Annotated in this window: 20 protein-coding genes; 13 read left to right on the forward strand and 7 right to left on the reverse strand. The window is 72.7% G+C overall.

Annotated elements, in window-relative coordinates; all coding sequences use genetic code 11:
- Positions 1 to 251: 251 nt before the first annotated feature.
- Positions 252 to 2,828, forward strand: a complete 2,577-nt coding sequence (locus QSK20_RS21285) for a hypothetical protein (RefSeq protein WP_285790358.1) — start codon at positions 252 to 254, stop codon at positions 2,826 to 2,828.
- A 40-nt stretch (positions 2,829 to 2,868) separates the two neighbouring features.
- Entirely contained in the window at positions 2,869 to 3,012 is a 144-nt protein-coding gene (locus tag QSK20_RS21290) for a hypothetical protein (protein WP_285790359.1), read from the forward strand.
- 55 nt (positions 3,013 to 3,067) lie between these two features.
- Here QSK20_RS21290 and QSK20_RS21295 read toward each other — a convergent pair whose 3' ends face one another.
- Entirely contained in the window at positions 3,068 to 3,262 is a 195-nt protein-coding gene (locus QSK20_RS21295) for a DUF397 domain-containing protein (RefSeq protein WP_285790360.1), read from the reverse strand.
- Positions 3,255 to 4,139 (reverse strand): helix-turn-helix domain-containing protein, encoded by an 885-nt coding sequence (locus tag QSK20_RS21300; protein WP_285790361.1) that lies wholly within the window; start codon positions 4,137 to 4,139, stop codon positions 3,255 to 3,257. Before QSK20_RS21300 ends, QSK20_RS21295 begins: the two co-directional genes overlap by 8 nt.
- Positions 4,140 to 4,685: 546 nt before the next feature.
- On the opposite strand from QSK20_RS21300, the gene QSK20_RS21305 reads away from it, so the two are divergent.
- The 4 genes from QSK20_RS21305 to QSK20_RS21320 are packed head-to-tail and all read left to right on the forward strand — an operon-like array spanning position 4,686 to position 7,339.
- Complete coding sequence (locus tag QSK20_RS21305; RefSeq protein WP_285790362.1) at positions 4,686 to 5,042, forward strand: DivIVA domain-containing protein; 357 nt, start codon at positions 4,686 to 4,688, stop codon at positions 5,040 to 5,042.
- Positions 5,039 to 5,290: a hypothetical protein gene (locus tag QSK20_RS21310; protein WP_285790363.1), complete on the forward strand. Its 252-nt coding sequence runs from the start codon at positions 5,039 to 5,041 to the stop codon at positions 5,288 to 5,290. Before QSK20_RS21305 ends, QSK20_RS21310 begins: the two co-directional genes overlap by 4 nt.
- A complete protein-coding gene (locus tag QSK20_RS21315) occupies positions 5,287 to 5,958 on the forward strand; it encodes a hypothetical protein (protein ID WP_285790364.1) in 672 nt (223 codons plus the stop codon). The genes QSK20_RS21310 and QSK20_RS21315 overlap by 4 nt, the downstream gene beginning before the upstream one ends.
- 10 nt (positions 5,959 to 5,968) lie before the next feature.
- A complete protein-coding gene (locus QSK20_RS21320; RefSeq protein WP_285790365.1) occupies positions 5,969 to 7,339 on the forward strand; it encodes a DnaJ-like cysteine-rich domain-containing protein in 1,371 nt (456 codons plus the stop codon).
- 18 nt (positions 7,340 to 7,357) lie between these two features.
- On the opposite strand, the gene QSK20_RS21325 is transcribed toward QSK20_RS21320, so the two are convergent.
- On the reverse strand, positions 7,358 to 8,083 hold the full coding sequence (locus tag QSK20_RS21325) for a TetR/AcrR family transcriptional regulator (protein WP_285790366.1): 726 nt from the start codon (positions 8,081 to 8,083) through the stop codon (positions 7,358 to 7,360).
- A gap of 95 nt (positions 8,084 to 8,178) precedes the next feature.
- On the opposite strand from QSK20_RS21325, the gene QSK20_RS21330 reads away from it, so the two are divergent.
- Positions 8,179 to 9,153, forward strand: coding sequence for a hypothetical protein (locus QSK20_RS21330; RefSeq protein ID WP_285790367.1), 975 nt, complete (start codon positions 8,179 to 8,181; stop codon positions 9,151 to 9,153).
- On the forward strand, positions 9,150 to 9,662 hold the full coding sequence (locus tag QSK20_RS21335) for an ABA4-like family protein (protein ID WP_285790368.1): 513 nt from the start codon (positions 9,150 to 9,152) through the stop codon (positions 9,660 to 9,662). Before QSK20_RS21330 ends, QSK20_RS21335 begins: the two co-directional genes overlap by 4 nt.
- Here QSK20_RS21335 and ilvD read toward each other — a convergent pair.
- Complete coding sequence (gene ilvD / locus QSK20_RS21340; protein WP_285790369.1) at positions 9,641 to 11,488, reverse strand: dihydroxy-acid dehydratase; 1,848 nt, start codon at positions 11,486 to 11,488, stop codon at positions 9,641 to 9,643. The two genes, QSK20_RS21335 and ilvD, sit on opposite strands and share 22 nt — an antisense overlap.
- A 129-nt stretch (positions 11,489 to 11,617) precedes the next feature.
- On the opposite strand from ilvD, the gene QSK20_RS21345 reads away from it, so the two are divergent.
- From QSK20_RS21345 to ilvC, 4 genes are all read left to right on the forward strand, one after another.
- Positions 11,618 to 14,050: a putative bifunctional diguanylate cyclase/phosphodiesterase gene (locus tag QSK20_RS21345; RefSeq protein WP_285790399.1), complete on the forward strand. Its 2,433-nt coding sequence runs from the start codon at positions 11,618 to 11,620 to the stop codon at positions 14,048 to 14,050.
- A 232-nt stretch (positions 14,051 to 14,282) separates the two neighbouring features.
- A complete protein-coding gene (locus tag QSK20_RS21350) occupies positions 14,283 to 16,139 on the forward strand; it encodes an acetolactate synthase large subunit (RefSeq protein WP_285790370.1) in 1,857 nt (618 codons plus the stop codon).
- A 147-nt stretch (positions 16,140 to 16,286) separates the two neighbouring features.
- Positions 16,287 to 16,802: an acetolactate synthase small subunit gene (gene ilvN, locus QSK20_RS21355; protein ID WP_088980265.1), complete on the forward strand. Its 516-nt coding sequence runs from the start codon at positions 16,287 to 16,289 to the stop codon at positions 16,800 to 16,802.
- Between the two features lie 123 nt (positions 16,803 to 16,925).
- The gene (ilvC, locus tag QSK20_RS21360) at positions 16,926 to 17,939 is read left to right on the forward strand and encodes a ketol-acid reductoisomerase (RefSeq protein ID WP_088980264.1); all 1,014 of its coding nucleotides are present in this window, start codon (positions 16,926 to 16,928) and stop codon (positions 17,937 to 17,939) included.
- Between the two features lie 98 nt (positions 17,940 to 18,037).
- Here the strand turns inward: ilvC and QSK20_RS21365 are convergent, their stop codons facing one another.
- Complete coding sequence (locus tag QSK20_RS21365) at positions 18,038 to 19,738, reverse strand: tetratricopeptide repeat protein (protein ID WP_285790371.1); 1,701 nt, start codon at positions 19,736 to 19,738, stop codon at positions 18,038 to 18,040.
- Positions 19,739 to 20,088: 350 nt separating this feature from the next.
- Between QSK20_RS21365 and serA the strand changes: the two genes are divergently transcribed.
- On the forward strand, positions 20,089 to 21,684 hold the full coding sequence (gene serA / locus QSK20_RS21370; protein ID WP_285790372.1) for a phosphoglycerate dehydrogenase: 1,596 nt from the start codon (positions 20,089 to 20,091) through the stop codon (positions 21,682 to 21,684).
- A 173-nt stretch (positions 21,685 to 21,857) separates the two neighbouring features.
- On the opposite strand, the gene QSK20_RS21375 is transcribed toward serA, so the two are convergent.
- Both QSK20_RS21375 and QSK20_RS21380 read right to left on the reverse strand, forming a co-directional pair.
- Positions 21,858 to 22,262 (reverse strand): hypothetical protein, encoded by a 405-nt coding sequence (locus QSK20_RS21375; protein WP_285790373.1) that lies wholly within the window; start codon positions 22,260 to 22,262, stop codon positions 21,858 to 21,860.
- 337 nt (positions 22,263 to 22,599) lie between these two features.
- Positions 22,600 to 23,439, reverse strand: a complete 840-nt coding sequence (locus QSK20_RS21380) for an FAD:protein FMN transferase (protein WP_285790374.1) — start codon at positions 23,437 to 23,439, stop codon at positions 22,600 to 22,602.
- Positions 23,440 to 23,528 lie beyond the last annotated feature (89 nt).

A 23,528-nucleotide genomic window follows, 5' to 3' on the forward strand; every position in this document is an offset into this window, starting at 1 on the left:
CCGGATCTGACCGGACCGACCTGGTGCTACGCGCCTGGGAAGCGCTGCTTGCGGGGCGCGCCGAGCAGCTTCGACAGGGGTTGCGGGACAATCGCCGGTCCACCGACGGCGTCGACACGGAGGGACTTTTCGCGGCCGTCGGTGGCTACCTCGTCAGCGAGGGGAAGTGGGTTCGGCTGCCGGAACTACGCCGCAGGATCAGGTCGTGGGGTGGTGGATCCGGTGCAGCGGCATCCGGTCAGGGGCCCGTGGTGACCCCGGGGTCGGAGTCGATCGAGGTGCCGTCCCCGGGGTGGGTGGACGACGGGTACTGGTTCAGCACGATCGCCGACACCATGCTGATCCTGCCCGAGGAACGGGCCGCCGTGGCACGCCACCAGCCGGTCGGGGACCTCTTCACGTACTGGAGGGGACATCACCGGCCGCACGAGCGCCCCGCCGCCCGGCCACCCCAGCGGATCGCCGCCGACCGGCGCAGCTTCGTCGAGGCCACCGCCGGTCACCTCCCGGCGCGCCCCGCGAACCCGCCCTCCGAGCCCTACCGGTACGTCGAGGTCCACCCCGACTCGGAACGGACCTTCCACAAGCGGCTGGAGGACCGCCTGAGCGGTCGACAGGACAGGCCGGCTTCCCAGGCCGAGTGGGTCCGGGTGGGCCCCGCCGACGAGGTGCTCCGGCTGCTGGACGATCGGCAGCGACGGGCCCATCTCGCCGAGGCGCTCGCCGAGGACCAGCGTCGAACCCCGAGCTTCGGGGCGCACAGCCGATCGGAGTTCATCGCGCGGCTGCGTCCCGGTGGCGGGCTCCAACCCCACCACCTGCTTACGGTCGGCACGCTCCTGTACCGGGCGTGGAAGCTTGCCATGTACTGCCGGGTCGCCCACTACCTGGACGTGCGGTATCCCGCCTGGCGCGACCCGACGCGCTGGAACGTCCAACTGCCGCTCGGCGACGGCGGTCGGTTGCACGTGGTGACCGCCGAACCGTTGCCCGGACCGGTGCCCGAGGAAGCTCCCCGCCTGCTGAAACGGCTACCGGTACCGGCTCTCTGGTTGGGCCTGTGGGACCAGTGGGTCGAGCCCTTCGACTGCGTGTTCGCGGACCTGGCACCGTTGGCCGAGCGAGGCCCCCGGCTGCGCGGAATGGTCCCGGAGGACAAGGGCAACCTCGGGGTCAGGGCGAAGCTGGCCGCTTTCGTCGAGCTCGCCGCCGCCGACATCCGGCCGCCGCTGGAGGCCACCCCGTTCCGACCCGTCACCCGTTGGACGCCAGCCCAGCGACTGTTCCTGTCTGCGGTGGCCACGATGGTGGACTACGCCGAGGTGGCCGCCGAGGTCCACGCAGCACGCGACCCGCAGCCGTCCTGGACCCCGCCGAGGCAACGTATCGTGCCGGTGACGGAGGTGCCGGGTGCCGCAGAGCGGGACGAGGCGCAGCGGGGGCGCGACGAACGGCAGATCATCGACTTGCAGGCGTCCCTCGAACACCACGAGGTCGATCGCAGGTACGGCCAGTCCGCAGCGGACGCGGCCAGGACGTACTTCAGCGACCCGGACCGGTTGCACGAGTGGGCAGTCGTCCTACGCCGCCACGAGGACCGCGACGTCCGGCTGAGGCTGACCCGGCAGTTGATCGTGCCGTTGACGGCCAGGGTCCGGGACCTCGGCGACGACGACGTCGCGATCGCCGACATCATGAACACCGTCCAGATGCTCTCCTTCGACATCAGCACGCTCGCACCCGAGGAGACCGACCGGGTGTTCCTGCCGTTGATCGCCGCGTTGCCCGCCGGAGTGGGCGGTCCCTTCGTGGCCAACGTGCTACGTTCGATCGCCATCCAGCACAGCAAGGCCCACCGGTACCCGGACGCGCAGCGGTGGATGCTACGGGCGCAACAGTGGCTGAGGGTCAGGCAGGTCAGCGGCCGCTCCCGGCGCTACGACGGCGAGATCCAGCAGTTGCACGAGGCCCGCCAGCAGGTCGCGCTCCAGGCAAACGGCCTGTACGTACGCATCGTGGAGTGGCTGCTCTCCCACCCGAAGTACGCGACCCGGAGTTACGGCGGCAAGAGGGCCTTCGAACGCCTCAGGGAGTTCGCCACCCACGCGCTGCGGTACGCCGGCGACGCCTACGGAGAGTTGGAGCTCATCCAACGCCAGTACACGCTTCCCTCCACCAAGACGAAAGCCCGGGCGGCGACCCTGGCCTGGGTCACCAACACCAGGTGCATGTTCATGCGCGCCCTGCTGCTGCGCGCCATGCTGCACCTGGTCGAGGCCGACAGCGCCTACCTCACCGCCGAGGAACGCCCCGAGGCCAGGAAATCGGCAGCGGTGCTCCTCGACTACGTTCCGATCCTCTACCGGGAGACCACGAGCAGCCCTCTGGCGGCGGCCCACGTCAACGAGTTGACCCGGATCGCCCTGCACTACGGCTTCCTCACCGGACAGCGCTTCCTGCCACCCGGGAACCCCACCATCGTGCCGGAGCACCTGGCCCGATCGCGGCCGGGTAGCGCCCGCGACGGCTCGGTGGGCCGCTTCGACCTGACCGGCGCCTCGAACTACCTCATCAGGCAGGGACACGATGCGGGCATCCTCGCCAGCATCACCTACGAGCCGGCCATAGCAGTGCTACAGCGGCACAGCCTACCCACAACGGACATCCCCGACGGGCCACACGGCCGCCGGGACCGACCGCCGAGCTACCGGGAATGGCTGGGCGAAACCGACCTGGCCCGGAAACTGGCCAGACGGTTCTCGCCCGGGGAGTTCCTGCGGACCAGCGGACTGCTCACTCCGCAGAGCATCCCGGACGTGCCCTTCTGAGCAGTCTGCCGTCAGCCGTGGAAGGGACTCGGGGTGGGCAGTGCGGTTCACTGGCTGGCAGGACACCCGCGACGGCGACCGCCTGGTCCAACAGTCGCTCCGCAGGACGCTCTACATCAAGTTCAAGATTCGCGACAGCGACCTGTTCGAGCGTGCCTTCAGGTACATCCGCGAGTACTACTGACGATCCCTGAGCTGGGTGCGGCGGGCCGTGCAGGCCGCCGCACCCTGAGCCGCGGTCAGCGGGTGCGCTCCACCTGGCCGGTGAATCTGGTCCAGGCGGCGGGGGTGAAGGTGAGAACCGGACCAGTCGGGTCCTTGCTGTCCCGTACGGCGACGAGTCCGGGCAGGTTGTCGGCGACCTCCACACACTCACCGCCGTTGCCGCCGCTTCGGGTGCTCTTGTGCCATCGGGCACCGGTCAGGTCAGCCATGATGAATCTCCCCAAGGATCTTCGTGATCACGTTCTTCGATTGTCCTTCATCGAAGGCGAGCCGCCCCAGGCTCGACCAGACCTTCTCGTAGGCCGCGAACTCCGCCGGCCGGTCGAGGTAGAGCGCGCCCGTCCACGATTCGCAGTAGACGACGGGCGGCTCAGGAGTGCTCCGGTTGCCGGGCGGAAACTCAAGCATCACGAACTCGCCGCCCACCGCGCCGAGATGTGGCCCGGCTGCCAGGGGCAGGATGCGGATGGAGACGTTGGGGAGGTCGGTCACCTCCAACAGGTGACGGAGCTGTTCGGTCATGACGGCAGCGTCGGCGATCGGACGGAGGAGCACCGATTCGCAGAGAGTGACCTGCACCCGTGGTGCGCGGGGCAGGCGGCGGGTGAGCAGCGACTGTCGCTGCAAGCGCAACTCGACCGCCAGCTCCCGATCCTCGTCGGTCATCTCCGGTTGGTCGACCTGGTAGACCCCCAGGGCGTACCGCCTTGTCTGGAGCAGGCCCGGCACCAGCGTGTTCTTGTAGAACCGGAGCCGGGAGGCAGCTGACTCCAAACCCACGTACAGCTCGAACCAGTCGGGGACGGCGTCGCCGTAAGCGTGCCACCAGCCTTTCGCCTTGGTCTCGCTCGCCAGGGCGGCCAGTGCGCCTGTCAGTTCCGGGTTCGCGTCGTAGAGCTGGCACATGGCGCGTACGTCGACCGAACGGACGGACCCGAGGCCGCTCTCGACCCGCCAGACCTTCTGCCGGCTGCACTCCAGCGCTTCGGCCGCCGCGTCGAGGGTGACCCCCGCCTCGGTGCGCAACTGGCGTAGTGCCCGGCCGAGTTGCCGTCGCGGCACCGTCGAGCCCATGTCCTCGGCCAACGATCACGCCTCCATCCGATTTCGAATGCGCCCCTGAAATGACTATCCGCTGATTGCCGCCGAGTCAAGAATCGAAATTGCGGAACGTTGCGTTATTGATATTCCGTCTTGAGGTTCCGTGGTCGTGACGATCGCGAGCGCGTCGATGACGGCGTACGCTCGGCCGTACCGGCCAGGGCGCCCCCGGTGGTGTCGGCTCCCCGCAACCGCCGGCCGACCTGCCTCCCGACGCGTCCAACATCTGACCGGGCCGCTGATCCCGCCGCGCTGGCGGGTCGAGCCCTTGACGGTCGACCGCATAGCGGCCCCGCCACCCTCCAAATTTGCAACATCCCGAACCTCGTCTCTGGAATGCCTGCCCGTTGGTCAGAAATAAATCCGGAACCGGGGCGGGACAAAGTTGTGTTATTGCTGTTCGGGGTCGCATTATGGCCGTGGCGCGGCGGTCTTGCTCTCTCGGTGGGATCGCTGTGCCTCTTCTCGCTTTCCGGTCTGACGGTGGATCCCAGGCCGGTCACCCTGAATTCGGAAAGGAGTGTTGCCCTCGTGCGCGCATTTCTTCGTTGGGCAACGACAATCGGCCGACACGCAATCGTCAAACCACGGGAGTTCCACGCCGGGTCGGTCCGGTCGGGCGGCGGGAGGCCGCGCGGGACGGCGTACCGGAGCAGGGCGGTCGGACCGCTGCGGCCCTGGCAGGTCCGCGACCGGCTCTTCACCCCGCGCGGCCGGCACGGGGTCGACGCCGCCGAGGTGCGGGCCTTCCTCGACCGGGTCGCCGACGACCTGACCGCCCTCTACGCCGAGGTGGCCCGCACCCACGCCGAGGCCGACCGGATCAAGGCGGCCCTGCGCGAGTGGCAGACAGCGGCGGCCCGGCGCGAGCTGGCGGGTGCCCGGTGAGCGGACGGTTCGTGGCACACCTGCCGTTCACCGCCGCCGACCTGCCCGCCGCCCGGCAGTTCGCCGGCACCCTGGCCCGTTCGGTGAGCTTCCTGTCCGAGGTGGACGCCGCCGAGGTCACCGTCAGCTTCGAGGACGAGCAGGGCGTACGCCACCGGGTCTTCTGTGACCTGCCGCTGCCCGACCGCCGCCGCTGTGCGCGCCGGGTCGACCACGACGGAGCCTGCTCGGCGAGGCCGCCGCGATGAGCCCGGCCCCTACGGTCGCCTGCCCGGAGTGCGCCGGCACCGGCTGCCCGCGCTGCCGGTGGCAGGGCCGCCGCCGCGCACAGCTCCTGCTCACCGTCGCCAACCGGGACACCGGCGCGGTCGCGGCCCGCCGGGTGACGCCCTCCGACCTCGACCCCCGCCCGGACCCGGCGGGCGGCTGGACAGCCGAGCTGACTCCCTGGGTACGCGACCTCGCCGCCACCGTCGCCGCTGTGCTCGACCCCGAACCGCTGCTGGTACGCCTCCCGCCGACCTGGCGGCCCGATCTGTCCGCCGCCGACCGGTACACGCTGGCGGCGGAAGCCCTCGCCGGGGCGGCCCGCCACCCGTGGCGGCTCTGGCTGGGCCGGTCGACCGCGACGGCCCCGGTCGACCCGGCCGCCCGGCTGGCCCGGCTCTGCGGGCTCGCCGACCTGCTCCTGCTCGACCTGGTCGTGGCGGTCCGCCGCAACGGCGACCGGGCGCACTGGACGGTCCGGTACGACATCCCCGGCTCGCCCGTGCCGGCCGGCCCGGCCGAGGGAAGTCCTGACCTGGCGACCGCGCTGGTCCGCACCGATGTGCCGGCGGCCCTGGCCGGTCTCGCCGACCGGGGGGCTGACCGCGCCGGCCCGGCTGCTCGATCCTGCCCTACCGCTCACGCGTGAGGTGCCGGACGTGCCGCTCGGGCGTGAGGTGCCGGACGTGCCGCTCGGGCCCAAGGTGCCGGACGTGCCGCCCACCATCCGGCGGCCCCCGCCAGAGACCGGGCCGGTGGACCGGATCGAGCGGAGCATCCTCGCCGAGCTGGTCGAGCCGGCCGAAGGTGATCCACGCGCTGTGCGGCATGTCGGGGTGTCCAGCCCGGCGGACACCCCGACATGCCGCGACTCGCGTCGATCACCGGACGGGGGAGGGCCCGACGGCACCGACCGGCCGGGTGCCGAGGCGATCTGGCGGGACGGCGGCTGGTGGCGCACGGGGCTGCGGTACATCCCCGAAGAGTCACCTGGCCGGTCCGCGCTGCCGGCCGGCGGTCGTCCCCGGCCGTCGCTGCACCGGGTCGTCGAGCCGCCCGACCCGCTCCGGCTCCGCGAACCGGTGCCCGGCCGTCCCTGCCCGGACTGCCGCTCGCGGGAAGCGACGCGGCCCTGCCGGTGTGGAACCGGTGGCGGACCGGCCGGTGACTGTGACCGCTGCGGCGGGACCGGCCGGCGGCGATCGGCGCTGCGCTGCGCCACCTGCGGCGGCACCCGACGGCTGCGCCGGACCGTGCTGGTCACCCTGACCGACCTGCGGCACCGGGTGGTGCACCTGACGTGGCAGGCCGGTGTCCCGGAGGTCACCTGCGAGGTCGCCACCGCACCCGGTGGGCTGACGGTGGTCCAGCTTCCTGAGCGGTACCGGCTTGGTGCCTGGGCGCGCGTGTTCGGCGTACGACCGGAGGACCTGGCGGAGGCCGACGGTGGTCACGCGGTCCCGCGTGAGCTGCGCGACGGGTACGTCACGCTGCCCTGGCCCGGGGCCGACCCGGTGGGGGAGTACGTCCGCGAGGTCGGTCACGGGCTGGCTGCCGGTCGGCTCGTCGTCACCGCCGCACGCCCGGACGTGCCGCCGCTGGTCGAGTTGATCCGGCTCGGGGTCGGCCTGGACCTGGCGCTGCACGTCAGCCTGCTCGACCTGCGGCGGCACACCGGCCACCCGCTGCGGGCCGACGGCCGCTACTGGTCGGTGGAGGTACGGCACCGGGACGCCCCGGTGCACCCGGCCGACCTGCCCACCCGGCCCAGCCTGGCGACGGCGCTCGACGAGTGCCTGACCCACCTCGCCGACGACCTGGCCGGGCTGGTCCCCGCCGACCCGGGTGTGCCGCTGCCGGTGCCCTTGTCGCCGGCCCGTGGACCGGTAGCCGACCCGGTGCCCGCCCTGCTCCGGCTCGCCGCCGAGCACGCCGGCCGGGCGGTGACCCTACGCTTCACCCGTGCCGGCCACACCGCCCACCTGCACGACGGCGACGGCATACGCCAGTTCGACCCGCCGTTCGGGTGAGTGGGCCGTAGTGGCTGGTCAGGTGGCGTCGCGGAGGGCGACGAGGCGGTTGCCGAGTTGGACGAGCATCGCCCGGTGGTACTCGGTGGCCGCGTCCCCCTCCAGCCAGCGCAGGTGGTTGAGCAGGTCGAGCATGACCAGCCCGTGCAGTTGTGCCCAGGCCCCGAGGAACTGGGCCAGCGCGCCGGGGGAGAGGTGCGGCGCCATGGCCTGCGCGGCCCCGGTGAGCTGGGCGGTCAGCGCCGGATCGTCCGCCGGTACGGGCACCGCGGCGATCTGCTCGGCGGTCCAGCCGGCGAAGACCACCTCGGCGAAGACCTCCGCCACCCGGCGACCGGCCATCATGGTCGGCCCGCCCTCGGGAGCGGCGTAGCCGGGCACCGGGTTGCCGTAGAGGAGCAGGAACAGGGGCTTGTTGCCCAGCGCCCATTCCCGGTACGTCAGGCTGACCGCGACGCACCGGTCGACGTAGCCGGCGTCGCGGTGGGCCTCGGCGGTGGCCCGGAGGGCGTCGGCGAGCGTGTTCTGCCCGTGCGCGATCAGTGCGGTGAGCAGCGCGTCGCGACTGTCGAAGTAGTGGTAGAGCGCCTGGACGGTCATGCCGACCTCGCGGGCCACCGCCCGCAGCGACAGCTCGTGGACGCCGTGCTCGGCGAGGTGCCGGAGCGCCACGCCGATGATCTCGTCGATGGTGGCGGCCCGGCGGCGTTCGCGCAGGCTGGCGGACGGCTTCACGACTGACACTGCTCATCCTCCTTGACAGTGTTCAAAAATTCCTCCTAGCCTGACGTTGTTCGTTCTGCCTGACACTATCAGGCAAGGCTTCCCTGGAGGACGTCATGACCCGCCCCGCCTCCCGCTACCAGCTGCACCGACCCCTGATGGCCTTCACCGCCGCGACGGCCGTCCTGGCGGTGATCTGCGCCGTCGGTCTGGTCGTGGACGACCGCACCCTGGTCGGCGCGCCGATCTGGGCCAAGCCGCTCAAGTTCGCCCTCAGCTTCCTGCTGTACGCGCCGACGCTGGCCTGGCTCCTCTCCCTGCTCCGCCGGCACCACACCGCCGGGCGGCGTGCCGGCACGGTCGTCGCCGTCACCGCCGCCGTCGAGATGGTGGTCATCGTGGGGCAGGTGCTCCGGGGCCGGCAGAGCCACTACAACGTGCTCACCGCGTTCGACGCGGCCCTCTGGACGGTCATGGGGGTCAGCATCGGGGTGCTCTGGGCGGCCAACCTCGTGGTCGCCGTCCTCCTGCTCCGGGAGCGGATCGCCGACCGGGCCACCTCGTCGGCCGTCCGCCTCGGGTTGGCCCTGGCGGTGGCCGGGATGGCGCTCGGCTTCCTGATGACCGGTCCCACCCCGGAGCAGGTGACCACCATGCGGGAGGGCGTGGCCACCGTGGTCGGCGCGCACAGCGTCGGCGTCCCGGACGGCGGGCCCGGTCTGCCGCTGCTCGGCTGGAGCACCACCGGTGGTGACCTGCGTATCCCGCACTTCGTCGGAATGCACGGACTCCAGGCGCTGCCCCTGGTCGCCCTGGCGCTGCTCCGGCTCGGCCGTCGCCTGCCCCGGCTGCGCGACGACGCCACCCGCCGGGGCCTGGTCCGCACCGCCGCCGCCGGGTACGCCGGGCTGGTCGCCCTGGTCACCTGGCAGGCGCTGCGCGGGCAGCCGTTGACCGCCCCGGACACCGCCACCCTCGCCGCGGCCGGCGTACTACTGGTGGCGACCGTCGGGTCGGCCGCCGTCGTGCTCGCCACCGCGCGGACGCCGGTGCCCACCGCCACGCCGGCCCTCGTCGGCGGTACGCGGTGACCGGGCGGATCTTCGACCTGACGTTCCCGCTGGTCGTACCGTTCTGGGCCCTGATGATCCTGCTGCCCGGCTGGTCGTGGACCCGGCGGATCGTCGGCTCGCCGTGGGTCGTGGTGCCGCCGCTGGTCGGCTACCTGGTTCTCGCGGTCGTGGAGTTCGACCGGCTCTGGCCGGTGGTGAGCCGACCGTCGCTGACCGGGTTGTCGGAGTTCCTCGGCACCCCGGCCGGCGCGGCGACGCTCTGGGCGCACGTGATCGCCTTCGACCTCTTCGTCGGCCGGTGGATGTACCTGGACGGGCGGGAACGGGGGATGCATCCGCTGCTGACCGGGCCGATCCTCGTGCTGACCATCCTGCTCTCCCCGGTGGGTCTCCTCGCTCACCTGGCGTTGCGGGAGGTGGCCGGGCGCAGGTCGCCGCGATCGGGGACGGCCGGATCCGACCCGGCCCCGCCGGCCGGGGTGGTCCCGACCGGCGGAGCCGTCGGTCAGTCGGGCACGCGGCGGTAGGCGCCGTCGCTGGCCGAGGTGGCCATCGAGGCGTACGCGCGCAGGGCGGCGGAGACCGGCCGCTCCCGGTCCACCGGCGTGTACGGCCTGTCGCGCTTCTCCTGGGCGATCCGCCGGGCCTCCAGCACGTCGGCCGGGACGTTCAGCTCGATCGACCGGTTGGGGATGTCGATGACGATCTCGTCGCCCGGCTCCACCAGGGCGATCAGCCCGCCGGAGGCGGCCTCGGGGGAGGCGTGTCCGATCGACAGGCCGGAGGTGCCACCGGAGAACCGGCCGTCGGTGAGCAGCGCGCAGGACCGCCCGAGGCCGCGTCCCTTCAGGAACGAGGTGGGGTAGAGCATCTCCTGCATGCCGGGGCCGCCCTTCGGGCCCTCGTACCGGATCACCACCACGTCCCCGGCGACGATCTCCTTGGCGAGGATGGCCGTCACCGCGTCGTCCTGGGACTCGTAGACCTTGGCCGGTCCCCGGAAGGTCAGGCACTCCTCGGGCACCCCGGCGGTCTTCACCACGCAGCCGTCCGGGGCGAGGTTGCCGTGCAGGATGGCCAGCCCGCCGTCGGCGGAGTACGCGTGCTCGCCGTCCCGGATGCACCCACCGGCCGCGTCGGTGTCCAGGGTGGACCAGCGGTTGGTGGTGGAGAACGGCTCGGTGGTGCGCACCCCGCCGGGGGCGGCGTGGAACAGTTCGACCGCCTCCGGCGTCGGCGAGCCGCCCCGGACGTCCCAGTCGGCCAGCCACCGGTCCAGCGAGGGGGAGTGCACCGAGGAGACGTCGCGGTGCAGCAGCCCGGCCCGGTCCAGTTCGCCGAGGATGGCCGGGATGCCGCCGGCCCGGTGCACGTCCTCCATGTGGTACTGCGGCGAGTTCGGGGCGACCTTGGCGAGGCAGGGCACCCGCCGGGAGATGGCGTCGATGTCGGCGACGTCGAAGTCCAGCTCCGCCTCGCGGGCGGCGGCGAGCAGGTGCAGGATCGTGTTGGTCGAGCCGCCCATCGCCACGTCCAGCGCGACGGCGTTCTCGAACGCGGACCGGTTGGCGATCGCCCGGGGCAGCACCGAGGCGTCGTCGCGCTCGTACCAGCGCTTGGCGATCTCGACGACGGTGCGGCCGGCCTCGACGAAGAGCGACCGGCGCGCGGCGTGGGTCGCCAGGGTCGAACCGTTGCCCGGCAGGGCCAGCCCGATCGCCTCGGTGAGGCAGTTCATCGAGTTGGCGGTGAACATGCCGGAGCAGGAGCCGCAGGTCGGGCAGGCGGAGCGCTCGATCTCGCCGAGCTGGTCGTCGGTGACCGCCTCGTTGGAGGACGCGATCATCGCGTCGATCAGGTCGATCTTGGAGTGCACGATCCCCTCGATCGCCACCGTCTTGCCGGCCTCCATCGGGCCGCCGGAGACGAAGACGGTCGGGATGTTCAGCCGGAGCGCGGCCAGCAGCATGCCCGGTGTGATCTTGTCGCAGTTGGAGATGCAGACCAGGGCGTCCGCGCAGTGCGCGTTGACCATGTACTCGACCGCGTCGGCGATCAGCTCGCGGCTGGGCAGCGAGTAGAGCATCCCGCCGTGCCCCATGGCGATGCCGTCGTCCACCGCGATGGTGTTGAACTCCCGCCCCACCCCGCCGGCCTCGGCCACCGCGTCGGCGACCAGGCCGCCGAGGTCCTTGAGGTGGACGTGACCCGGTACGAACTGGGTGAAACTGTTGGCGATGGCGACGATCGGCTTGCCGAAGTCGTCGTCGGTCATCCCGGTGGCCCGCCAGAGGGCCCGGGCGCCGGCCATCGTCCGACCGTGCGTGGAGGTCTTCGACCGCAGCTCAGGCATAGGGTCAAGTGTGGCACCACCGGCGCGGACGGCCAGTGGCGATCGCGCCGTGTCCCAACAGATGCACACCCGGCCCCCCGCGACCGTGCGCCGTCCGGCAGAGTTGACGCTGTGCAGTTCTCCCCGGTCATGATCGTAGTCGCGGTGCTGAGCGGGCTCGGGGCGACGGTGGCCACCGGTCTGCTGGTCGCCTCGGTCCGGCACCGGAGCGGCGCATACCGGCAGGCCCACCTGCTGCTGGCCGCCGGTGCCACGGTCGCGACGCTCAGCCTGGCCACCGGGCTGGCCGCCGTCGCCGTCGCCGGAGACGACCAGGGGGAGCGAACACGGTGGGCCACCGCGGTCGCGATCGGCATCGCGGTCAGCGGCTTCCTCGGGTGCGCCGGGCTGCTCCGGATGCCCGGGGTCGTCGGGTCGCCGTCCGGCGCGGTCCGGCTGCTGCTCGACGGGGTGAGCGTGGCGGCGGCGCTCTGGTTCGTCGGCTGGGTGCTGTTCTCCGAGCCCACCCGGCTGCTCGGGGAGACCTCCCACCTGTCCTGTCCGCCGATCCTGCTCGCCACGGTCAGCGCGGCCCTGGCCGCCGGGCTGAACGCGGTCGTCGCCGCCCGGGCGCCCCGCCCCCGTGCCCGTCTGGCCGGGCTCTGCTGCGGCGTCACCAACATGGTCTGCGGCGGGCTCGGGGTGGCGGCCGGACTCTTCGAGGGGCTTGCGTGGCTGGCCTCTGCCGGCGGGGCGGTGCTCGCCGTCGGGCTGCTCTCCGCCGGGCTCGCCGTGCACACCACCAAGCCGCCCGGCCAGGTCGACGCCGACCTGATCCGGCGGGACAGCGAGTACGCCTTCATCCCGATGGTCGCCATGGCCGCCTCAGCGGCGTACCACCTCCTCCAGGACGGCCGCTTCGACGCCCTCGCCATCACCGCCGGCAGCATCGAGGGGTTCGCGCTGGTGACCCGGCAGTACCTCACCCTCCACGACATGCGCGGGTACGCTGCCCGGCTGGCCGAGCGGGAGGCGCACTTCCGTGAGCTGGCCCACACCGACCCGCTGACCGGGCTGGCGAACCGGCGGGGGCTGATGCGCGCACTGGCGTCCGGGGTCGCCGGCCGTGAGCCGGTGGTGCTGCTCGGTCTCGACCTGGACGGCTTCAAGCACGTCAACGACATGCGGGGGCATGACGTCGGCGATGCGGTGCTGGCCGAGGTGGGGCGGCGGCTACGTGCCCGGCAGGGCCCCGACGATCTTCCTGCCCGCCTCGGCGGGGACGAGTTCGCGGTGCTGACCCACCGTGGTCCGGAGGACGCCGAGCGGCTCGCCCAGGAGTTGCTGCGTGCGCTCGGCGAGGCGTACCAGCAGCCGGACGGGCCGGTCTTCCTCTCGGTCAGCGTCGGGGTCGCCGGTCAGGGCGATCCCGACGGCGCGGCCGTGTCCCAGGACGCGGCCGGGAGCGGCCCGGGCGTCGACGAGTCGGATGTCGAGGTGCTGCTGCGCCACGCCGACCTGGCCCTGCGCCACGCCAAGCAGCAGGGCAAGAACCGGGTCGAGCGGTACGACGCCACCTACGAACGGATGCTCCGCCGCCGGACGACCGTGGAGCACGAACTGCGCGGGGCGATCGGGCGCGGCGAACTGCGGCTGGCGTTCCAGCCGGTGGCCTCCCTGCCGTCGGTGCGCCCGGTCGGGGCGGAGGCGCTCCTGCGCTGGCGTCACCCGGAGCTGGGCAACGTCCGGCCGGACGAGTTCATCCCGCTCGCCGAGGAGTGCGGCATGATCGCCGCACTCGGCGCGTGGGTGCTCGACCAGGCCTGCCTCCAGCTCTCCCGCTGGCTGGCCGACGGCCACGACGTCTGGGTGTCGGTGAACGTCTCGCCCCGGGAACTGCACGCCGAGGAGTACGTCGGCCAGGTCGCCGAGGCGCTGCGGGCGCACCGGGTGCCGCCGCAGCGGCTGGTGCTGGAGGTGACCGAGCACACCGTGGCAACCGACGTCGACGAGCTGATCCGGCGGTTGACCGCGTTGCGCCGTACCGGGGTGCGGATCGCCCTGGACGACTTCGGGGCCGGGTACTCCTCCCTGGGACAGCTCCGCCGGCTGCCGATCGACATTCTCAAGATCGACCACAGTCTGGTCGCCGAGCACGAGCCGGTCCGTCCGGTGGACCGGGACGGGCCGCCGTTCGCCCCGATGGTCGACATCGTGATGCGGCTGGGTCACCAGCTCGGGCTGGAGGTCATCGCCGAGGGGGTCACCTCGCCGACCGAGCTGGCCGCGGTGGTCGCCGCCGGCTGCCGGTTCGGGCAGGGGGCGCTCTTCGGCTGGGGCGTACCGGCGGAGCACCTGGAGGCGATGCTCGACGCCGCGACCCCGGTGGGCCCGCGACCGGCCCCGGTCGCCGAGGGTGACCCGGCGGAGAGCGGGCCGCCCGCGCCGGCCCCGCGGACCGCCCCGGAGTCGCTGCGGGCCGAGCGGGAGAACGCGTCCGACCTGGTTGCCGAGGACGCGGTATCGACGCAGGTCAGGCCCGGTGTCGGGCGGGACGTGCACGGTGGTGCGATACGCCGTTGACCAACATGTGGGATCAGTTGACTCATCGCGTGAGATGCGTCAGGCTGTCCCCATGTCGTCGTTCCGCTTCCCGCGAGTACTTACCTGAGCGCACTCTCCCCTCGTGAGAGTGCGCTGGCCCCGTGCGTCTGCACGAGGGCCGTTTTTATTGCCGTTGGACCCATCGGGGCGGGCCCCGCCCGCGTTGCACTGCTTGACGAGCCACTCACCCGAGCCGAAGGCCAGAACCGTCATGACGAGACCCACGCCAGAGACCCTCGCCCACTCCGCCCGGCGAGCCCGGACGACCGCCGAGCCCGCCGCCGACCGCGCCGCCGTCCCGGCGGTACCCGCCCCGGCCACCCCGCTCCAGGTCTCCGGTGCCGGCTCGCTGGTGCGCTCGCTCGAGGCGCTCGGCGTCGACGTGGTGTTCGGCATCCCCGGCGGCGCGATCCTGCCGGCGTACGACCCGCTCTACGACTCCCGGGTCCGGCACATCCTGGTCCGGCACGAGCAGGGCGCGGGGCACGCCGCGACCGGCTACGCGCAGGCCACCGGCCGGGTCGGGGTCTGCATGGCCACCTCCGGCCCCGGCGCGACGAACCTGGTCACCCCGATCGCCGACGCGTACATGGACTCGGTGCCGATGGTGGCGATCACCGGTCAGGTGCCGCGCCCCGCGATCGGCACGGACGCCTTCCAGGAGGCGGACATCCAGGGCATCACGCTGCCGATCACCAAGCACAACTTCCTGGTGCAGACCCCCGAGGAGATCCCGCGGGTGCTGGCCGAGGCGTTCCACCTGGCCGCCACCGGGCGTCCCGGTCCGGTGCTGGTCGACATCCCCAAGGACGTCCTCCAGGCGCAGACCACCTTCACCTGGCCGCCCACCCTCGACCTGCCCGGGTACCGGCCCACCCTGCACCCGCACGGCAAGCAGATCCGCGAGGCGGCCCGGCTGATGACCGGCGCCCGCCGGCCAGTGCTCTACGTCGGCGGCGGCGTGCTCAAGGCCGGGGCCACCGAGGGGCTGCGCCGCCTGGCCGAGCTGACCGGCATCCCGGTGGTCACCACGCTGATGGCGCGTGGGGCGTTCCCCGACTCGCACGAGCAGCACCTGGGCATGCCCGGCATGCACGGCACGGTCGCCGCGGTGTACGCGTTGCAGAAGTCGGACCTGATCGTGGCGCTGGGGGCGCGCTTCGACGACCGGGTGACCGGCCGGCTGGACTCCTTCGCCCCCGGCGCGGCCGTGGTGCACGCCGACATCGACCCGGCCGAGATCGGCAAGAACCGGGCGGCGGACGTGCCGATCGTCGGGGACGCCCGGCACGTGATCGACGAGCTGATCGGCGCGGTCACCGTCGAGCACGCCGCCGGCCGGACGGCCGAGCTGACCGACTGGTGGGCGCAGCTCGACGACCTGCGCGGGCGTTACCCGCTCGGCTACGACGAGCCCGCCGACGGCACCCTCGCCCCGCAGTACGTGATCAAGCGGCTCGGCGAGATCGTCGGCCCGGACGCGATCTACGTGGCCGGTGTCGGGCAGCACCAGATGTGGGCGGCGCAGTTCATCTCGTACGAGAAGCCGTACACCTGGCTGAACTCCGGCGGCGCCGGCACGATGGGCTACGCCGTCCCGGCCGCGATGGGCGCGAAGGTCGGCCAGCCGGACACGGTGGTCTGGGCGGTGGACGGCGACGGCTGCTTCCAGATGACCAACCAGGAACTGGCCACCTGTGCCCTGGAGGGCATCCCGGTCAAGATCGCCATCATCAACAACGGCAACCTGGGCATGGTCCGGCAGTGGCAGACCCTCTTCTACGGGGAGCGGTACTCCAACACCGAGCTGGGCACCCACAAGCACCGCATCCCGGACTTCGTCAAGCTGGCCGAGGCGCTCGGCTGCGTCGGCCTGCGCTGCGAGAACGCCGCCGACGTGGACAAGACCATCGAGGCCGCGATGGCGATCGACGACGCGCCGGTCGTGATCGACTTCGTGGTCGGCAAGGACGCGATGGTCTGGCCGATGGTCGCCGCCGGCACCAGCAACGACGAGATCATGTTCGCCCGCGGCGTCCGGCCGGTCTTCGACGAGGACGACGTTTAGTCATGATCGATCGCACCGAGCGTAGCGAGGGCCGTGAGGGCATGACGAGGAAGGCACTGCCATGACCATGGACGGACGGAGCGAACGAACCAGCAGGCGTAGTCCCCTGTCGCGCGTCGGCGCGACCGAACGAAGCGAGGCCGTGGCATGAACCTGCACACGCTGTCGGTTCTGGTGGAGAACAAGCCGGGCGTCCTGGCCCGGGTCTCCGGACTCTTCTCCCGGCGCGGGTTCAACATCGACAGCCTCGCCGTCGGCGAGACCGAGAACCCGGACGTCTCCCGGATCACCATCGTGGTCAACGCCGAGTCGTCCCCGCTGGAGCAGGTCACCAAGCAGCTCAACAAGCTGGTCAACGTACTCAAGATCGTCGAGCTGGACCCGCAGGTCTCGGTCGCCCGGGAACTCCTGCTGGTCAAGGTCCGCGCCGACCGGGCCGCCCGGAGCCAGGTGCTGGAGACGGTGAACCTCTTCCGCGCCCGGGTGGTCGACGTCGCCCCCGACACGCTGACCATCGAGGCGACCGGCACCCCCGACAAGCTGGACGCACTTCTGCGTGACCTGGAGCCCTTCGGCATCAAGGAGATGGTCCAGTCGGGCACCGTGGCGATCGGGCGCGGCTCGCGCTCGATCACCGCCGGCCCGTCGCTGCGGGCCGCCTGACCCCCCCCGACCAGAAGGGCGCGCGCCGCCGCAACCCGGTGGGACCGGGGCGCTCGCCGCCGGAAATTCAGCCGCACCGACCACGACGGGCCGCCCGGGCCGTCGTACGAAAGGGAAGTTCTCATGAGCGTTGAGGTGTTCTACGACGACGACGCCGACCTGGGCCTGATCCAGGGCCGGAAGGTCGCGGTCATCGGCTACGGCAGCCAGGGCCACGCCCACGCGCTGTCGCTGCGCGACTCCGGCGTCGACGTGGTGATCGGTCTGCCCGAGGGCTCGAAGAGCCGGGCCAAGGCCGAGGAGCAGGGGCTGCGGGTGCTGACCCCGGCCGAGGCGTCCGCCGAGGCTGACGTGATCATGATCCTGGCCCCGGACACCGCGCAGCGCAAGCTCTACGCCGAGTCGATCGCCCCGCACCTGAGCGCCGGCAAGGCGCTCTTCTTCGGGCACGGTTTCAACATCCGGTACGGGCTGATCAAGCCCCCGGCCGACGTGGACGTGGCGATGGTCGCCCCGAAGGGCCCGGGTCACCTGGTCCGTCGCCAGTACGTCGACGGCAAGGGCGTGCCCTGCCTCGTCGCCGTCGAGCAGGACCCCTCGGGCAACGCGCTCGCCCTGGCCCTGTCGTACGCGAAGGGCATCGGCGGCAGCCGGGCCGGCGTGATCAAGACCACCTTCAAGGAGGAGACCGAGACCGACCTCTTCGGTGAGCAGGCGGTCCTCTGCGGTGGCGCGTCCGCGCTGGTGCAGACCGGCTTCGAGGTGCTCACCGAGGCCGGGTACGCGCCCGAGGTGGCCTACTTCGAGTGCCTGCACGAGCTGAAGCTGATCGTCGACCTGATGTACGAGGGCGGCATCGCCCGGATGCGCTACAGCATCTCCGACACCGCCGAGTACGGCGACCTGTCCCGGGGCCCGCGCGTCGTCGACGCCCGGGTCAAGGAGGAGATGCGCAAGATCCTGTCCGAGGTCCAGTCCGGCGAGTTCGCCCGCGAGTGGATCGCCGAGGACGAGGCGGGCCGACCGAACTACCGCAAGTGGCAGGCCGAGGGCGCGGCGCACCCGATCGAGGAGACCGGTCAGAAGCTGCGCGGCATGATGAGCTGGGTCGACCGGCCCATCACCGAGACCGCCTGACCCCGGTCGGATCGTTCACCCGGGCCGCCTTGCGGCAGTCCGCTCCCGACGCGGCCCGTGGCCCGACGCCCACCCGGCGTCCGGACCACGGGCCGCCGTCACGTGATGCCCTGTTCCAGGTTCTCGGCCTCGGTGGCGAGCCGGAGGGCCTCGTCGGTGCGGTCGAGCCGGGCCAGCGTGCGGGCCAGGTTGCGCAGCGGCGTGACGGCCTCCTGCGGTGGGAGGCCGGAGTCGTCCGCCCGGATGACGGCGAGACAGTCCCGGTGCGCCTGCACGGCCTCGTCCAGCCGGTCGAGGACGTGTAGCCGGTTGCCCAGGTTGCCGAGCGCCCGGGCCAGCTCCCGCCGCTGGTCCGGACCATCGGCGGACAGCTCCCGCCGGATCGCCACACACTCGCGGAGCAGGTCGGCCGCCTCGTCGGGGTCACCGGCCCGGTTGACCGCCTGGTCCAGGCCGAACAGCGCGTGGCCCAGCAGCGCGCGATGCCGTGGATCCGCCCCGGCCAGCTTTCGGGCCAGGGCCACCGCCTCCCGGCCCGCGGTCACCGCGTCCAACCCCGCCACCCGGTCCATCGGCGGCTGGCCGGGGCGCCCGTCCCGGCTCGGCGCGTCGAACGCTGTCAGCGTCACCACCAGACCCAACGCCTGGACCAGCAGCGGCCGGAACACCTCCGGCAGGTCGTCGGCCCGTCGCCGGCAGACCGGGACGGCCTCGGTCAGCAGCGGCTCGACGGCCCTCCACTCCCCGTCCGTGATCCGGGCCACCGCGAGCGCGATCAGGGCGCTGCCGAGTTCCGTGTCGTCGACGTCCCGGGCCGCCTCGACCGCCTCGCCGAGGCGGGCGGTGCCGGCCGGCCGGTCCCCGGTGCTCAGCAGCAGTGCACCGTGTACGCGCAGCGCGCCGGCCAGCGCGCCCCCGTACGCGCCTGGCGGATGGTCGGCGGCCAGCCGCCGCAGGAGGTCGACGGCTTGCCCGGCGGCCCGCAGCGCGGCCTCGGTCTCACCCGGTTCCGCCCGGCACTCCGCCTCGACCAGCAGCGAGCGGGCCCGCAGCGACCGGCCGAACGGTGGGTACACGCGGCACCAGAACCTCAGGTCGGCACGGAACTCGTCGATCAGGGCGAGCGCCTCCCCGGCCCGACCGGTCGCGGCCAGGCTCTGCGCCAGGTCGACCGCCGTGGACAGACCGACCGAGATCCACCGGGTCTGCCGGTACGCGGAGAGCGGCCGGTAGAGGTCCATCGCCTGCTGCCGGACGGCGCACGCCTCCTCCGGCCGGCCCAGCGCCTGGTGGCAGTCTCCGATCGTTAGCAGCGTCCTGGCCAGCCGCATCCGTTCTGGCACGGTCAGCGGAGCGCACGCGTCCCAGGCCGCCCGGGCGCGTAGCGCGAGCAACAACGCGCGGCGAGGTTCGCCGAGCACGTTCAGGTTGGCGGCGAGGAGCTGCCGGGCGGTGGCGAGCACCACCAGCGCGGCCCGGTCGGCCGGGTCGTCGACGTACCCGATGGCCTCCTCGAGCTGGTCGATCGCCTCGCCGACCGGCTGCTGGTCGGGGATGCCGACCCGGGCGACCAGGGCACGCGCCAGGTCGACGCGGTGCCGGTCCGGTCGGGCGGCCGCCAGCCGACGGCACAGCGCCAACGCCTCCTGGGCTGCCGCCGCGCGCCGGGCGGTCGAGCCGGGCAGGCCGTTCAGGTACTGGGACCGGGTGATCAACGCCTCGGCCAGTCGGGGACCCCACCCGAGGGGGCGGCGGCGGGCCAGTGGGCGGAGCAGCGCGATCCGGACGACGAGCGACATCGGTGACTTCCCTCCCCGCATGGGTGCGCTTTCCCCTTGTAGCAGGGCGCAGCCAGCGGTTGAACGGACGATGACGTGCCGGTGACCGGTCCGGTCCTCGTGCCGGAACGGCACGTTCGGTCGAGGACCGTCCCATGTCCGGCTGGTGTGTGAGGGCCCTCACCCCGGTCCTTGGGACAGCGGCGGTGGGCAGCGGCCTACCATCGCGGGTAGGTGTTCCCGGTGCCCCGCACACCCTCGCGGTAGGCGCTCGCGGCACCCGCACGGCCCATGGCCCGGTCAAGCAAACAGGGCGCAGCGCGGCGTCCGTCGACGCCGCCGATCCGCTCTGACGATATCTACGAGGACCGATGAATCCTGTCGTACTGATCGCCGAAGAACTCGCTCCCGCCGCCATCGAGGTGCTCGCCCACGACTTCGACGTACGCCACGTCGACGGCACCGACCGTCCGGCGCTGCTCTCCGCCCTCGCCGAGGCCGACGCGGTGATCGTGCGCAGTGCCACCCAGATCGACGCGGAGGCCGTCGCCGCCGCGCCCCGTCTCAAGGTGGTCGCCCGCGCGGGCGTCGGTCTGGACAACGTCGAGGTGCCCGCCGCCACCGCCCGGGGCGTGATGGTGGTCAACGCGCCCACCTCGAACATCGTCTCCGCCGCCGAGCAGGCCGTCGCCCTGCTGCTCGCCGTGGCGCGCAACACCGCCAGCGCCAGCGCGGCGCTCAAGGCGGGGGAGTGGAAGCGGTCCAAGTACACCGGCGTCGAGATCCAGGGCAAGACCGTGGGCGTGGTCGGCCTCGGCCGGATCGGCGTGCTCTTCGCGTCTCGGATCGCCGCCTTCGGCACCCGGCTGATCGCGTACGACCCCTACATCCAGCCGGCCCGCGCGGCCCAGCTCGGAGTCCGCCTGGTCGGGCTGGAGGAGCTGCTGCGGGAGAGCGACTTCATCTCGATCCACCTGCCGAAGACCCCGGAGACGGTCGGCCTGATCGGCGAGAAGGAACTGGCGATCGTCAAGCCGGGCGTACGGATCGTCAACGCCGCCCGGGGCGGCCTGGTCGACGAGCAGGCGCTCGCCGACGCCATCGCCGAGGGCCGGGTCGCCGGCGCCGGCGTGGACGTGTACGCCAAGGAGCCCTGCACCTCCTCGCCGCTGTTCGCCTTCGACAACGTGGTGGCCACCCCGCACCTGGGCGCCTCCACGCACGAGGCGCAGGACAAGGCCGGCCTCGCCGTGGCGAAGAGCGTCAAGCTGGCCCTCCAGGGCGAGTTCGTGCCGGACGCGGTGAACGTCCAGGCCGGCGGCGTGGTCGCCGAGGACGTCCGGCCGCTGCTGCCGCTGGCCGAGAAGCTCGGTCGGGCCTTCACCGCCGTGGCCGGTGGGGTGGCCGCCAGCGTCACCGTCGAGGTGCGCGGCGAGATCGCCAACCACGACGTCTCGGTGCTCAAGCTCGCCGCGACCAAGGGGCTGTTCAGCTCGGTCGTCGAGGAGCAGGTCACCTACGTCAACGCCCCGCACCTCGCCGCCGAGCGCGGTGTCGAGGTGACGCTGACCAGCCAGCCCGAGTCGGACCAGCCGAGCCTGGTCTCCGTCCGGGGCGCGCTGCCGGACGGCCGGACGGTCAGCGTCTCGGGCACCGTCGTCGGCGCTCCCGGCCGGGAGGTCCGCAAGCTGACCGAGGTCGACGGCTTCGACGTGGAGATCGGGGCGGAGGGCATCCTGCTCTTCCTCCGCTACGTCGACCGTCCCGGTGTGGTCGGCACCGTCGGCACGCTGCTCGGCGAGGCCGGCATCAACATCGCGGCCATGCAGGTGGCCCGTCGCGAGGCCGGCGGCGAGACGCTGATGACGCTCACCGTCGACCAGGCCCTCGGCGCGGACCTGCTCACCTCGGCCGCCGAGTCGATCGGCGCGACCGCCGCCTCCGCCGCCGACCTGCGCGACGAGTAGATCCCCGTCCCCGCACGACGCAGGGGCCCGGCCAGTGGTGGCCGGGCCCCTGCTCGCTGTCGGGCCCGCGTTGGTCGTGCGGCGTTCGTCGTCCGGCCGCCCGGCACGTGCTCCCGGGCGGTTCCGGGTTCGAGGCGGTCTGCCGGACGGGGGACCGTCGCCGGTGGCCGGTCCTAGCGGGTGTGGGCGGTGGAGTGGGGGACGGGAAAGGTCGCGTGGTGGGCGGGGGCGGGGGCTGCCGTCGGGGGCGGGTAGACGGAACCGTCCTGGGGGTCGAAGAGCATCAGACCGTTCTCGGCGGCGAGCCGTTCGATGTCCAGGAGCACCTGGTCCTCACAGGTCGCATAGAGACTCATCGCCACGTGGTCCGCGGTGGCGTGCAACGGCGTCACCTCCCACGGCGATCCCGGCCCGGGACGGTCCGGGTAGCTGGCGGTGATCGCCCGGTAGAAGGCGACCACCCGGGGGTCGGGGTAGCTATCGACGTGCTGTCCCTGTCGGCACCGTTGCACGGCCGCCCGCACGTCCGTGGGGGAGGCCCCTTCCGGTAGGGCCCACACGCTCAGATCGAAACTCACGGCGGACAGCGTGCCATCCGGTCGACCCGTCGCGTCACCGGACCCCGTGGACCGTCCGGAGAGGAACCCGCAGCGTCAAACCGGGACGGTCGGTTGTGGAGACCCTTGCGGCGACATACGACGGTTCGCTAGCGTATCCGTGCGGTTACTGACCGAACTCACGGTGTCGACCCGTCTTCGGGTGGCGGTGTCCGGCGTCCGGCCGGTCGGTTCCGCACCCCTCGGATGCGCGAGCCACGCGCACTCGTCGCTGACCGGCTCCCACGGTCGTTGCCGCGACCGTGGGAGCCGATCGCGGTCGTCCCCACTCTGCCCAGCCGGTCCGCACCCGGTGGGGTCAGCGCCGGTGGGCGAAGAGCGGCCGGTACTTCGACCCGTCGCCGAACCAGGCCAGTCCCGCCGGGCCGGCGGCGTAGAGAGCGGTGGCGTAGGCGTCGGCGACGGCCAGGTCCGGCCCCACCACGGTGGCGGCGTTCATCTGGCGGGCCGGTTCCCCGGTGTGCGGGTCCACCACGTGGTCACGTCGTCCGCTGACCCCGGAGGTGCCGATCGCGCCGGCCGTCATCTCCAGCACCAGCGGGGCGCGGTCGCCGTCCGGGTGGTGCACGGCGACCCGCCACGGCCCGCCGTGCGGGGCGTGCCCCCGGACGACCAGGTCCGCGCCGGCGACCACGGCGTAGTCGTCCACGCCGGCGGCCCGCAGCCGGGCGGCGGCGCGCTCCACCGCCCATCCGCCGAGCAGGCCGCCCGGGTCGAAGCCGCCGGGCACCGCCCAGGCGTCGAACCAGCCGTCGGTGGCCGCCCGCATCGCGGCGCAGCGGTCGACCAGGTCGGCCAGGGGGGCGTACGACTCGGGGCTGATCTCGCCCCGGCGCAGCCGGGAGACGAGGCTGTGCGGTCGGGCGGGGCCGTAGGTCAGGTCGATGGCCCGTAGTTCGGCGACGGCGTCGCGCAGCGCGTCGCCGACCCCGCGCCGTCCGAGCCACTCCGGGGCGTTCAGTACGAGGGCGTACTCGGCGGTGGAGGTGCGCACGGTGTGCGTGACGGTGAGCCGGTCGGTGGCGACCCCACCCCAGCGGTCGAGCAGGCCACGACCACCGAGCCGCAGGTCGGGGCGGCGGCTGACGTGGGCGGGCTGGTCCACCCACCGGCTCCGGGCCTGTTCCTCGATCCGCATGTGCCTGCTCCCTCCGGATGGTGCCGCGCCGTCGCCGACCCTCCGTCACGGGCCCCCGTGACCCGTGCGAACTCCACCCTAGGTGGCCG

The organism is Micromonospora sp. NBRC 101691 (assembly GCF_030269285.1).
Lineage (GTDB): Bacteria > Actinomycetota > Actinomycetes > Mycobacteriales > Micromonosporaceae > Micromonospora > Micromonospora echinospora.